Below are 11918 nucleotides of genomic sequence, written 5' to 3'. Positions count from 1 at the left end.
CTGTAGTGCGGGCAACACGTGAAACGTGACGCTGGTAATGAGAGAAACTTTGAGAAAAGTTGTCCAGGCCCTAGTGGAAGGTGCTGGCGAATGTTTTGGTGACGATGTCCTGGCCGCTGAATCCATAGTCCAGGGTTTCCAGCTCCGACTTCGCAGGCATGGTGACCCCGAAAGCAAAGTTCAGCTGGGCGGGATCCATCGCACGGCTGGTGCACGTCACCTGACGGGCACCGGTGGCACTGCATTCCCACCCGGCGGGTGCGAGCGTCCTGCCGGAAATGAACGTGGCCTGATCCGGCAGGGTGAAGACGGCTTCACCGGCGGTGGGTGAACCGTCGCCCACCAAGGAAAACTGCACCTCAAGGTTCCGCTCCACGGCGTTGGCCGCAGTGGTGGAAGCAAAGACAGCCTCGACCGTCTGGAGCGCGGACGTCGGCGAAGAAGGTTGCGGCACCGGAACCGAAGTGACCACGGCAGAGTCAACGACCGTCGCCTTCCGCTGCAGCGCAGGCTCCTGCGCAACCACGACGGCGGGTTGTTCCGGAGCCGCTGGAGGTGCCGGGACTGCCGGAACTTCCACAGGAGGGGCAGAAGGAGATGGCTGCGGAACGGTAGGGACCGGGACCGGTGTGGCAACCGGCGTCGGGGTCTCACCGGCGGGCGCGGGGGGAGGCGGCTCTGCGACGACCGACTGGGAGGCAGGCTGCAGGATCCACCCCAGCGCTCCTGCCGCGACCACTACGGCAAGCACGACGGCGGCGGCTGGCTTCCAGAGGTGGCCGGCACCTTTCGACCCGCCCGGTCCCGACAGGACAGGAACAGCCGTCGAGCCGGACAATGACCCAAGTGAACCCACGGCCCCCGCGCCGGCCCCCGATCCGGAGAGGACGGCCGTAGCGACGCCCGGCGTGAAGGTGATGCCCGCGAACAACGGGAACAGGATGGCCCGCATCCCACCCTGGACATCGTTGAGTTCGATCAGAAGCGCCGTGCATCGTGCACAGCCTTCCAGATGGGCATTGACCTTTTCCCGGGAGGTGCGCTTCAGGGCATTGCGGGCGTATTTGCCCATCTGGCCCGCAAACTCAGCGCACGCCTCATCAGCCACGGTAGTAATGTGATGCTGCAGGTAGGCCTGCCGGAGGCCTTCCCGGGCGCGGATCGCCAAGGATGACACCCCGTTGGGAGTGAGGCCGACCAAGGGAGCAACCGCAGCGGGTTTCAGTCCCTCGATGTCCATGTGCCACAGCACCGCCTGCCAGCGTTCGGGCAAGGACTTGAAGGCTTTGGCCATGATGGTGGACTCCAGGTCCTTCATGACCGTGTCGTCATCCAGCACCGCGGTGTCCAGCAGGGCGTCCTCGGTGGTCTGCGTACGGCGGGCTTTCCGGTTGCGGTCGTGGGCGGTCCGCCTGACTACCGTCAGCAGGTAGGGACGGAAGAACTCTTTGGGCCCTTTGCCGTCCTTGAGGGACTGGAAGACGGAGGCAAACGCCTCGGCCACAACGTCGTCGGCGTCGCTCTGGTTGTCGGTCTGCTGCCGGGCAACGTACAGGGCGATCTGCAGGTGGCGCTTGTAGAGGGTGTCGAAGGCATCGGCGTCGCCCTGGCGCACAAGGTCAAGCAGGCAGGGATCACTGTCTGCGGGCCCCTTCAGGACGGAAGTTCCCTTGGCTCCGGCCGCTGTTCCATGATCCATAAGCAATAGTGTGACATCACATTGCAATCTGACTTGAATCTCAGGGTACTTGCGACTACAAGGGGGCAATTTTTGTGGTCAAAGCCGCGACATGTTCCGGTAGTTGCTGCCACTACCCAAACATGAGGCTGCACAGCATTGAGTCCCCTTCCCCGAGAAAACAGGCAGACCGCCGTCCGCCGCTGGCCAAAATTGCGCGTTCGTGGCGGAAAAGCCGCTCCACGTGGCCTGATGCTGCTGCGAGACCCGGCCTGCAGGCTCCCCGTGGAGGACGTTTTGCGCGGGGAAAAACGGCGGCAACCATCAGCTTGGTCTACGGCTCCGACCGCTCCGTGGCCGTCCCGGGCGACACCGTCATCTTTACTGCCTGGATCACCAACGACTCCCGGAGCCACCTGCGTAACATTCGACTTATTCCGCGTTCATTCACCAACGAGGCCATGGAACCGTTGGCTTATTCCTCGGCGCCGGCACGGGAAGACCTCGCTATCCCATCCCTGGCGCCCGGCGAAGCTGTCATGCGGAGCTTCTCCTACCAGGTCACGGCAACGGACCATATCCACGGCGGCAGCCTGGTCAGCGCCATGCAGGTCAAGGCACTGTGCCTGGGCCGCCACGTTTCAGACGAGCACGACGCCATCGTGTCCCTGACGGGCGCACGGATGAGCTGGCCCTTCCGGTCCGCCAAACCCGGCCTTGGCTATTGGAACATCACCAGGATTGCGTCGGTGTCACCACGGCGACGGCCCCGCACACTGGTCAGCGCAGCTAACTGACGTCAGTCGTTGTTCGGATTTCCCACGGGCTTTTCTGCCGGCCAGTCCACATCCTGCTCATAGCCTTCGTGCTTCTGCAGGTATGCGGCGATGTACGGGCAATGGGGAATGATGCGCTTGCCTGATGCCACAACATCGTCCAGTGCGAAATGTGCCAGGACCTTGGCCAGGCCCTGACCCTTGAACTGGGGCTTGGTTTCGGTGTGCGTGAAGTCGATGTGACCGGGCCTGTTGATGAAGTGTGCGATGACCGCCAGTTCACCATCCACGTGGAGTTCGTAGCGGTGGAATTTATCGTTGCGGGCAGTCGTGACGCCTGCACGGAAAGAGTCGGCCAATGAATCAGTATGCTCGGTCATGCTTCGAGATTGGCACGTAAACCTGGCTCTGGCAATCCGGAGCCCATCGCGTTCTCCACCTTTCCCGACGGGTGCTGGGACGGCGGCGGTACCGGCGTCGGGACCCTGCCCAGCAGCAGGACGGCGAGCGCGAAGCAGGCCGCTCCGCCACCCAGCAGCGCCAGCGTCAGGCCGTTCAGTGCTGCGTCCACCACCGGGACAAAAACCACGACGGCGGCAGTCACCACAGCGGCCCGGGATGGACCCCGCGCATGGCTGGCCGCCGTCGGACGGTCTTCCAGGCGCCCCAGGAACACGGCCACGGGAACGAGCAACGCAGCCACTGCGAGGAAAACGGGAATGCGGCCCCACCACCACTCGGCGGTTTCCGGGGAGGGCTTCGGGAAATCCGTCAGCAGCAGGATTGCCGACATGCCCACCAGCAACGGCAGGTGCCACAGGTAAACGGTCATGGAACGGCGGCCCGCTACGGCAATGCAGGTGCGGACCCACGTGACTCCCCCAAGCCATGTGATGGCTCCGCGCAGAAGCTGGATCGTGGCTGTTTGCGATACGCCAAGGAGCAGCAAGCAGAGGTTGGGTGGGTTGATGTTGACCACCATGTTGCCCGGATAGATGCCAACGCCGGTCAAAAGGCCGAGCAGCAGGTTGCTGGAGATCATCACGCCCATCAACCAGGTCCGGGTGCGGTGCTGGAAGCCCCCGTCGGCGATGAAGAAACCCAGCTGCTGCACAGCGCACCAGACAAAGGCCAGGTTAAGGTAGGCGATCACCGGCAAAGCGCCGCGGAGCGAATCGACCGTGATAATCAGTGCCACCAGAGCTGTGAACGTCAAGCGCGGCGCTGCCCCATGGCACCGTGCCAGCAAGGGGATGCTCAACTGCGCTGTAAGGTACGCGGCGAGGAACCAGAGCGGCATGGCGGCGCCGGCAGTCATGAGCTGGATGACCTGCGGGTGGACCCCCAGGAGCAAGGCCGCCCAGAGGGCCGCCCACATGATGGCCAGCAGTGCCATGGCCGGGCGGACCAGCCGCAGCAACCGCAACTGGGCGAATCCGTAAGCGGTCCCGCCCCGGGCCTGCAGGCGTCTCCACGATTGCAGCCCTGTCACCCCTCCCATGACGAAGAAGAGGGGAACGATCATCAACACCCATACCACGGGCGTAAACCAGTCTTGCTCCATCAGGGTGTTGTGGGTGGTGACTGTTCCATCCGGGTGGAGGACAGGGCTGACCATCATGCAGTGGGCGGCCACCACCAGGAACAGGCAGGCAAAGCGCACAAGGTCGATCGCCGGGTCCCGTCCGGGGGCTACCGCCTGCCCGACGGGAGTATCCACATGCCGTGGCCGCTCCATGGCTCCTCCCCGCCCGATGCTGCCTCTATTGTCCGCCGGGTTCGGGATCCGGGCCAGAGGACCGGGCTTGTCCACATAGAGCGGGGATACTCTGGACGGGGCCGCCAAACAACGGCAGGATCAGACCCATGACAACCTCTATTTTTGTGAATCTGCCTGTCCGCGACCTTGAGGCGTCCAAGTCGTTCTACACGGCGCTGGGCTACACGATCAACCCGAACTTCACGGATGACACGGCGGCCTGCGTCGTCTTCAGCGACACGATTTACACCATGCTGTTGACGCACGCCAAGTTCAGCGAGTTCACCAAGCAGCCGATCGCAGATACGCAGGCATCCACCGCTGCCATCCTTGCCCTGTCTGCGGACAGCCGGGAAGCCGTGGACGAGCTGGCCACCAAGGCGTTGGAAGCCGGCGGCTCGGAAACCTATGACGCGCAGGATCTTGGCTTCATGTACAGCCGGGCGTTCCGGGATCTGGACGGCCACCACTGGGAAGTCCTCTGGATGGACGAAACCGCCGCCCAGGACGGTCCGCCGGCTTCCTAGTACACGCGTGCTTTACGGACTGCCGTGGGCTACCCCAGCGTTATGGCCAGGATTCCCAGCACGACGGCTAGCAACGGCGTAGTTCCCTGCAGCACCGCTGCGCGGAGGTACTTCCGTCCGCTGGCCGCGAGAACCAGCGCAGCCAGCAGCATGGAGCCACAAGAACTGAAGACCAGCGTCCATCCCACCTGCGGTGAGCCGGCCCAGACGGCCACGATGCCTGCCAGCGCACCGATGGCCAGGAACAGGTTGTAGAAGCCCTGGTTGTAAGCCAGCGGTTTGGTGGTTTCGGCGTCTGCCTGGGACGTGAGGCTGAAGCGCTTCCACGTTGCCGGCTTGGTCCAGGTAATGGATTCCATGGTGAAGATGTACACATGCAGGAGGGCTGCCACCAGGGCAAAAATCAGGGAGGCCAGGATCATGTGTTGATCCTAGCCTCCCGTGATTTGGCGCTTCAGCGTCAGGCGCTCAGCATGTCCAGCGTGGAGCCCGCGAAGGCCGCTGCCGATGCGTTCCAGCGGCCCAGCAGGCCTTGGAGATTCTCCCCGTCGGCGCGGTGCGGAGCAGTTTCAGTCTCAAGCGTCTGCAGGATGCCCGTGCGGAGTTCGGTGTTGAAATTCACCTTGCCCACGTGCAGGGAAGGAGCCTTGGCAAGTTCGGCCGCGGGGATCCCGGAGGCCCCATGGAGCACCAGCGGCACGTCCGTGCGTGAGGCGACATCCTGCAGCACATCCCACCGGATGTTGGGTTCGCCCTTGTACTTTCCATGCACATTTCCCACGGCAACGGCGAGCAATTGCGCACCGGTGCGTTCCACGAAGTCGGCCACCTGGCCAGGGTCGGTGAGGCCCGCAACCGGAGTGCCGGCGTCGGGCGTTTCAGCACCGAAGGCCTTGTCCTCGTCACCGGCCAGGCCGCCGAGTTCGGCTTCGATCACGATGCCCGTGTGGCCGGCGCCGTCCAGGGCCGCGCGGACGCGACGAACCAGCGCGATGTTGTCCTCGTAGGCCAGGGACGAACCGTCCGCCAGCACCGCATCGGCGCCGGCTGCCACGGAGTCGAGGATCACCGGAAGGTCCGAAGCGTGGTCGAGTTGCACTGAAACCGGGACGGAGGCGCTGTCCGCCAGGCCTCGGAGAGCGGTAATGAGCCGCTGCCCGTTGGGGGTGGCTGCTGTCTTCGGCGCGACCAGCAGGATCACACCGAGGCGGGCCTCTTCCGCTGCGGACACCACGGCCAGTGCAGTGGTGAAGTCGTAGCAGGTGAAGGCGGGGACCGCTGAGCCGGAGGCAAGGGCGGATGAAACCAGCTGGTCGAGTGTGCTGCGCATCAGTGGGCCAGGCCTCCCACCAGGATCCAGGCCACGTAGGTCAGCACGAAGCCGGCCAGGCCAAGGATGGTGGTGAGGACGGTCCAGGTCTTGAGACCGTCGGACACGGTGAGGCCGTAGTAGCGGATGACGGTCCAGAAACCGGCGTCGGTCACGTGCGAAAGGCCCAGCGAACCGAAGCCGATGGCGATCACGATCACGGCGATCTGGGCGGGCGTATAGCCGCCTTCCATGACGGCGGAGGTGAGCAGGCCCGTGGTCGTCACGATGGCGACGGTGGCGGAACCCTGGGCCGCACGGAGTGCCAAGGAGATGATGAAGCCGAGCACGATCACCGGAAGGCCCAGGCTGTCCAGCGTGTGGGACAACGCGGCGCCGATGCCGGAGGTGCGGAGGACTTCACCGAATACGCCACCGGCTGCAACCACCATGAGGATCGAGGCGATGGGAGGCAATGCCCCTTCGAAGATCTCGCCCGTTTCCTTGAGCGACCAGTGACGGCGCACTGCCAGCAGGAAGAAGGACAGGGCCACGGCCACCAGGAGGGCAAAGAACGGGTTGCCGATGAAGGCCGCAACGCCGTACCAGTAGTTGTCCTTGGGCAGGGTGAGCGTACCCACGGTGCCGAGGAGGATCTGCACGATCGGAGCGGCGATGAGGAACATGATGAGGCCTGGACGCGGCGGAGCGATGGCGCGGGCACCGGGGCCGTCGTGGCCAACGTGGACCAGGGAATCGGAGCCGAACTCGTCCACCTGCTGCTTCACACCGGGAAGGAGCTCGTAGTCCTTGCGGTTCATGATGCTGGCAACCCAGTAGGACAGGAAACCCAGCGGCACACAGATAATCAGGGAGATCAGGGTGATGAGTCCGATGTCCGCACCAAAGACACCGGCGCCGGCAACAATACCGGGGTGCGGCGGGACGGCGACGTGGATGGACAGCATGATGCCGGCCATCGGGAGGCCGAACTTGATCGGGTGGACCTTGGCGATCTTGGCGAAGGCATAGACGATCGGCACGAGCACGATCACGCCGACCTCGAAGAAGACGGGGATGGCGACCAGGAAGCCCACCGCGGTCAATGCCACCGCGACCCGCTTGGCACCGAGCTTCTCCGTGAAGTGCGTCGCTAGCGACTGCACGCCGCCGGAAACTTCGATCATGCGGCCGAGGATCGCGCCGAGGGCGATCAACAGCGCCACCTTGCCCATGGTGCTGCCGACACCTGTGGTCACCACGGTAAAGATGTCCTTGAGCGGAATCTGCGCGGCAATACCCACCAGGATGCTGACGGCGAGCAGGGCCACGAAGGCCTGGATCTTGAAGCGGATGATCAGCACCAGCAGCAGTGCGATGCCCGCGGCGGCGATGGTCAGCAGCAGCGGAGTGCCCAACTCCACGGCCGGCTTGATAGGCGGCGCATCGGCGGCGCGGACCATCAGCGAATTGATGAGGGGATTCATTTGGGGAGTGTCTCCTTTGACATACCAGTCTAGAAGACCGGCGAAAAGGGGCGACGACGGCGAAGGGGGGACCGCCGTCGTCGCGGGTTTTACAGGGGTGCTTAGGCGGTGCGCTTCTCGGGCGCGACAACCTTGATGACGGCGGAGTCGTCAGCAGCGGCGAGGCCTTGGGCCTGGCCGAGGAGGTAAAGCTGTTCGGCAGCGGCGGCGACGGGCGCAGCCAGACCGGCAGCACGGGTCGCCTTGCCCACGATGCCCATGTCCTTGACGAAGATGTCGAGACGGCTGAGAACTTCTGCGCCTTCTTCGGTGTAGGCCTCCAGGATGCGGGGGCCGCGGTTGGAGAGCATGAACGAACCTGCCGCGCCGGCTTCGAGGGCGGCGAGGGTCTTCGCCTGGTCCAGGCCGAGGGCGTCCGCCAGGGCCATGGCCTCTGCTGCGGCGGCGATGTGCACACCGCAAAGCAACTGGTTGACGGTCTTGAGGGCCTGGCCGTCTCCGGGCTTGTCGCCCACGATGCTCAGGGTGGAGGCCAGCAGTTCGAGCGCCGGGCGGGCCTTTTCGAGGGCTTCCGGCTCGGCGCCGACGACAATCAGGAGGTCGCCTTCGCCGGCACGCTTCGGGCCACCGGACAGCGGAGCATCAACCAGGGCAACGCCGTACTCAGCCAACTTAGCGACCGTGGCCGGGATGGCTTCGGTGCCCACAGTGCTGCCGAGGATCACGACCGCGCCCGGCTTCAGGACGGATGCCACACCGTTCTCTCCGAAGAGGACATCGTTGAGCTGTTCGCCATTGCGGACGGCAAGGAGCAGTGCGTCGGCGTCCTGGGAGGCTTCGCGGGCGGAGGCGAACGTCTTGATGTCGGCTTCTGCTGCCAGTTCCAGGCGGGCTTGGGCGATGTCGAAGCCGTGGACGGTCAGCTGCGAGGCGAGGCGGGTCGCCATCGGCAGGCCCATGGCCCCGAGGCCGAGGACGGTAACGGTGTAGTTGCTGGTCATGGTGTTCTCCATTGAATTTCCTGGTGGGGACGTGCAGTTAGAAAGTGGCGCTGAGCTTGCGCGTGACCTGGGCGAGGGACTGGTCGTCGCCCACGTTGCCGGCGAAGACGATGTAGGGGATGCCCTTGGCCGGACCGTCCACCGGTTCCCAGAGCGAGACAATGCCCGGGAGCATGGGTCCGCGGACGATCGCATGCCGGATTTCCAGACCGTGCGCGGCGACGTCGGAGGAGGTGATGCCACCCTTGGCGATGACGAACCGCGGTGGGAACGTCTTCAGGGTCCGGTTCACCACGGATACGACGGCGGCGGAGACCTTGCGGGCGATCTCCAGGCTGGCCGCGGGGTCGTCGGTCTTGATGAGCAGGCGGCTGGTGTGCACGATCACGTCGCCTTCGCGGAGGGCAGCAACGACGTCGGACACGACGGTTCCGATGAAGGCATCGGCTGCCGCTTCGGTCCCGGCGGCGAGCAATTTCTCGACATCGATCTCGATGATTTTTGCCGAGCCGTGTTCCGCGGTGAGGACGTTGAGCTGGCGGGTGGTCAGGCCCACGTGGGAACCGACTACGATCAGGCCACCGGCGGTGGAGGGGCTGTTTCCGGCGTAGGCTTCCTCGCCGGTGAGGGCTTCACGGATGTCCTGGCCGATGCGGCCACGGACGAACGGCGGGCCCACGCGGTACAGGAGCTTCTTGCCACGTCGTTCGGCCTCCTCGAGGCCAAGGGCCAAGGCCCGGAAGTCGTTTTCGGTGACGATGTCAGCCACGATCGGGGTGGAGTCCGTGGCCGGTTCGATGGCGTCGGCAATGGCCTTCGCGGAGATTGCGGGGTCGTTGGCGGCTGCACCTGCGCGGATGATGTTCAGGTCCAGGACAATGACGTTCTCTGCGGCGAAGCGTCCCTTTGATTTCTCTTCCACGTACTTGGCCATCTCGGAGTTGGCGAACCCGAACGTAGCGTCCTTGGCGAATTCGGTCCCGGCCACCGGGGTGAGGGCGCCGGCATCTTCTCCGGAGGCGCGCATGTAGTGCACACCGCCGATGGTGACGCGGCCGGCGTCGGGAAATGCCGAGACGATGACGACGCCGTCGGTGGCTTCGCCGGTTTCGGCGGCGACGGTCGCCGCGATGACGTCCGGTTCCAGTGGGTAGTGGCCGCGGAGGGTGGAGTCGCTGCGGCTGACAAAACCGAGGCTCAGTCCGGCAGCAGCGGCTGCGGCGAGGGCGTTGCGGACGATCTCCTCGTTGCGGGCGGCGGCTTCGGCCGGGTCCAGGCTGCGCGTGTTGGTCAGGACGTAGACGGCGGGCTTGGTCTGGTTCCCGCTGATATGCGAGAACGCCCAGGAGAAGTCCTCCACGTCCCAGCGCGTCAGCACGGCAAGGTCCGCAACGGACTGGGTGCCCGTGGGGTCGTCATCCAGGACGACCAGGACGCGGGGGCTGCTTGCCGAAGACTCTGCAACGGCGTCGGCCACGAGCTGAGCGGGGATCTGGACTTCAGCCGGGAAGGCGGCCAGGACGTCGGCTTCTAGGATCACGGGACACTCCATCGTGGGAAATCTGTGGGGCAGTTTTGTGAATGTAAGATGTCAGACATCTAACATTTGAATGCCAGTGTGACATACGGCTCTTCCCGGCGCAAGATGGCCGTGCTCACTAGGCTGGGTCCATGGCTGACACCGGCGTGCCGCACTGCTTCGTTGACAAACGCGAGCCCTCAGGGGCTTCGGCCGTCCAGCCCCCGGCAGTGCTCATCCACGGCTGGGCTTCGGGCTCCACCTACTGGGAGCCACTGACTGCCTTCCTCCTCGCCGCCGGACAAACAGTGTGGATCCTGGACCTGCCCGGCTACCGCCGTGGCCAGGACCTTCCTGCCGGATTCGAATGGACCTTGGACTCGGCAGCAGCATCGGTTGCAGCGACCCTGGAATCCCTGGGAGCCGATGGGGTGCATCTGGTGGGCCACTCCATGGGCGGCAGCGTTGCATTGACCCTCGCTGCGGCGTGGCCGGAAAAAGTCGCCTCCATAGCTTTGGTGGGCATGGTTCCGGCACCCCCAAACGCTGGCTTCAGGAACCTGATCCGGCAGCAGGTGGAGCAGGGATATTTTGATGCCGCCACCATCCGGAAGTGCATGGAGGCCTGGTACGGGGAGCTCTCCGCGGAGGACAGCGAGCGGCTTGGCAGAGGGTTTGATGCGCCCTTCCCTGTTCTTGCCGCCAGCGCGAAGGCGGCCATGACCGGCGTCGAACCTACAGTACCCGGGCGCGTCCACGCGCCGCTGCTGGTGATCGCCGGAGCCGGGGACCGGGTGCGGCCGATCGAACAGATGGAGTCGTTCGTCGCGGCAGCCCCGGGGCGGCGTTTGCGCGCGATACCCAATGCCGGCCACAGCGTCCACTGGGAACAGCCCGGCGAATGCGCGGCGACATTAAACGAATTCTGGAGAACAAGCCTGCGATCGCCAGCGTAAGATGTCTGACATCCATCCCGCCCACGGGGAACCCTGGGGTGCGCGGCCTGAAGTACAGAAATGGGGACACATGGCACGCAAGTCGCTGGTCGGCGTCGTTGCTGATGAGCTGCTGGACAGGATCGTCGCGGGGGAATTTCCCCCGGGCACCGTGGTCCCCGGTGAGCTGGAGCTCAGCGCCCGGCACGAGGTAAGCCGCATGACCGTGCGCGAAGCCATGAAGACCCTTGAGGCCCAGCGGATCCTCAGTGTTGAGCGGGGCCGCGGAACGTTCGTCAATCCCCTCAATCAGTGGGCGTCGCTGGAGGCTGTACTGCGGGCCGCCTCCGAAGGAACCAAGGACGCGGAAGCAGCCATCCAGCTGATTGAGCTGCGCCGGATGTTGGAAACCGGCGCCTGCGAACTTGCGGCTGAGCGAATCTCCGATGAGGACCTCGCGGTTCTCGCGGACCATGTGGAGAAGATGCAGGCGGCGCACGAGGTCAACGATCTTGCAGCTTTCGTAGAGGCCGATCTCGCCTTCCACGATGTCATCCTCCACGCCTCCGGCAACATCTTCGTGGCGGTCCTGTTTGAGCCGCTGCACCGAGTCCTGGAAGCCCGGCGGGCCCAGACATCGGCAGTGCCGGAGATCCAAGCGCATGCAATCGGACACCACCGGAAAATTGCGGCAGCCCTGTCATCCCGGAACCCCCACGACGCCCGGCTCGCCATGGACGCCCACATGCAGCAGACGCTGGACGACCTGAAGACGTACGTGCTGGAGGCCTAGCACCCAACTGGGTCGCATTTGTGCGCGTTTTGAGCGCTGAAAACGCGCACAAATGCTACCCAGCGTGTGAGTGCCTTCGGCGCGCCGTGATCCGGGAAAGTATGCGGTTGGCTCGCCTGGGCTCTGGTGGGCTC

The 11918-nt window shown here is 64.7% G+C and carries 12 protein-coding genes; 4 read left to right on the top strand and 8 right to left on the bottom strand.

Features of this window, described 5'->3' with window-relative positions:
• Positions 1-70: 70 nt before the first annotated feature.
• A complete protein-coding gene (locus ACSVIE_RS16310; RefSeq protein ID WP_442424521.1) occupies positions 71-1699 on the bottom strand; it encodes a sigma-70 family RNA polymerase sigma factor in 1629 nt (542 codons plus the stop codon).
• Between the two features lie 122 nt (positions 1700-1821).
• On the opposite strand from ACSVIE_RS16310, the gene ACSVIE_RS16305 reads away from it, so the two are divergent.
• Entirely contained in the window at positions 1822-2475 is a 654-nt protein-coding gene (locus tag ACSVIE_RS16305) for a hypothetical protein (RefSeq protein WP_442424520.1), read from the top strand.
• Positions 2476-2477: 2 nt separating this feature from the next.
• Here the strand turns inward: ACSVIE_RS16305 and ACSVIE_RS16300 are convergent, their stop codons facing one another.
• Together ACSVIE_RS16300 and ACSVIE_RS16295 are read right to left on the bottom strand one after the other, a co-directional pair.
• Positions 2478-2834: a GNAT family N-acetyltransferase gene (locus ACSVIE_RS16300; RefSeq protein ID WP_426005419.1), complete on the bottom strand. Its 357-nt coding sequence runs from the start codon at positions 2832-2834 to the stop codon at positions 2478-2480.
• On the bottom strand, positions 2831-4192 hold the full coding sequence (locus ACSVIE_RS16295; RefSeq protein ID WP_442424519.1) for an acyltransferase family protein: 1362 nt from the start codon (positions 4190-4192) through the stop codon (positions 2831-2833). The genes ACSVIE_RS16300 and ACSVIE_RS16295 overlap by 4 nt, the downstream gene beginning before the upstream one ends.
• A 128-nt stretch (positions 4193-4320) precedes the next feature.
• Here ACSVIE_RS16295 and ACSVIE_RS16290 point away from each other — a divergent pair, with 128 nt between their 5' ends.
• Positions 4321-4740, top strand: a complete 420-nt coding sequence (locus ACSVIE_RS16290; RefSeq protein ID WP_426005416.1) for a VOC family protein — start codon at positions 4321-4323, stop codon at positions 4738-4740.
• Positions 4741-4769: 29 nt separating this feature from the next.
• Here the strand turns inward: ACSVIE_RS16290 and ACSVIE_RS16285 are convergent, their stop codons facing one another.
• From ACSVIE_RS16285 to ACSVIE_RS16265, 5 genes are all read right to left on the bottom strand, one after another.
• The gene (locus ACSVIE_RS16285; protein WP_426005415.1) at positions 4770-5162 is read right to left on the bottom strand and encodes a DUF1304 domain-containing protein; all 393 of its coding nucleotides are present in this window, start codon (positions 5160-5162) and stop codon (positions 4770-4772) included.
• A 38-nt stretch (positions 5163-5200) separates the two neighbouring features.
• Positions 5201-6070, bottom strand: coding sequence for a class II fructose-bisphosphate aldolase (locus tag ACSVIE_RS16280; RefSeq protein ID WP_442424518.1), 870 nt, complete (start codon positions 6068-6070; stop codon positions 5201-5203).
• Positions 6070-7536 carry a GntP family transporter gene (locus ACSVIE_RS16275; protein ID WP_442424517.1) on the bottom strand — a complete coding sequence of 489 codons (1467 nt, stop codon included), beginning with the start codon at positions 7534-7536 and terminating at the stop codon, positions 6070-6072. The genes ACSVIE_RS16280 and ACSVIE_RS16275 overlap by 1 nt, the downstream gene beginning before the upstream one ends.
• A 101-nt stretch (positions 7537-7637) precedes the next feature.
• Positions 7638-8537 (bottom strand): NAD(P)-dependent oxidoreductase, encoded by a 900-nt coding sequence (locus ACSVIE_RS16270; protein ID WP_442424516.1) that lies wholly within the window; start codon positions 8535-8537, stop codon positions 7638-7640.
• A 37-nt stretch (positions 8538-8574) separates the two neighbouring features.
• The gene (locus ACSVIE_RS16265) at positions 8575-10077 is read right to left on the bottom strand and encodes a four-carbon acid sugar kinase family protein (RefSeq protein WP_442424515.1); all 1503 of its coding nucleotides are present in this window, start codon (positions 10075-10077) and stop codon (positions 8575-8577) included.
• 131 nt (positions 10078-10208) lie between these two features.
• Between ACSVIE_RS16265 and ACSVIE_RS16260 the strand changes: the two genes are divergently transcribed.
• Positions 10209-11012: an alpha/beta fold hydrolase gene (locus ACSVIE_RS16260; protein WP_442424514.1), complete on the top strand. Its 804-nt coding sequence runs from the start codon at positions 10209-10211 to the stop codon at positions 11010-11012.
• 70 nt (positions 11013-11082) lie between these two features.
• Entirely contained in the window at positions 11083-11784 is a 702-nt protein-coding gene (locus ACSVIE_RS16255) for a FadR/GntR family transcriptional regulator (RefSeq protein WP_426005408.1), read from the top strand.
• The last annotated feature ends 134 nt before the right edge of the window (positions 11785-11918 follow it).

Origin of the sequence: Paenarthrobacter sp. NCHU4564, from assembly GCF_052156435.1 — a bacterium.
In the GTDB taxonomy this organism is placed as follows: Bacteria; Actinomycetota; Actinomycetes; order Actinomycetales; family Micrococcaceae; genus Arthrobacter.
Note: the sequence above shows the minus strand (reverse complement) of the source record. Positions and strands in the feature narration are given on the sequence as shown.

Excerpts from the sequence above, each read along its gene's own strand:
- ACSVIE_RS16310 (WP_442424521.1), bottom strand. The coding sequence starts at position 1,699 with ATGGATCATGGAACAGCGGCCGGAGCCAAGGGAACTTCCGTCCTGAAG.
- ACSVIE_RS16305 (WP_442424520.1), top strand. The coding sequence starts at position 1,822 with ATGAGGCTGCACAGCATTGAGTCCCCTTCCCCGAGAAAACAGGCAGAC.
- ACSVIE_RS16300 (WP_426005419.1), bottom strand. The coding sequence starts at position 2,834 with ATGACCGAGCATACTGATTCATTGGCCGACTCTTTCCGTGCAGGCGTC.
- ACSVIE_RS16295 (WP_442424519.1), bottom strand. The coding sequence starts at position 4,192 with ATGGAGCGGCCACGGCATGTGGATACTCCCGTCGGGCAGGCGGTAGCC.
- ACSVIE_RS16290 (WP_426005416.1), top strand. The coding sequence starts at position 4,321 with ATGACAACCTCTATTTTTGTGAATCTGCCTGTCCGCGACCTTGAGGCG.
- ACSVIE_RS16285 (WP_426005415.1), bottom strand. The coding sequence starts at position 5,162 with ATGATCCTGGCCTCCCTGATTTTTGCCCTGGTGGCAGCCCTCCTGCAT.
- ACSVIE_RS16280 (WP_442424518.1), bottom strand. The coding sequence starts at position 6,070 with ATGCGCAGCACACTCGACCAGCTGGTTTCATCCGCCCTTGCCTCCGGC.
- ACSVIE_RS16275 (WP_442424517.1), bottom strand. The coding sequence starts at position 7,536 with ATGAATCCCCTCATCAATTCGCTGATGGTCCGCGCCGCCGATGCGCCG.
- ACSVIE_RS16270 (WP_442424516.1), bottom strand. The coding sequence starts at position 8,537 with ATGACCAGCAACTACACCGTTACCGTCCTCGGCCTCGGGGCCATGGGC.
- ACSVIE_RS16260 (WP_442424514.1), top strand. The coding sequence starts at position 10,209 with ATGGCTGACACCGGCGTGCCGCACTGCTTCGTTGACAAACGCGAGCCC.
- ACSVIE_RS16255 (WP_426005408.1), top strand. The coding sequence starts at position 11,083 with ATGGCACGCAAGTCGCTGGTCGGCGTCGTTGCTGATGAGCTGCTGGAC.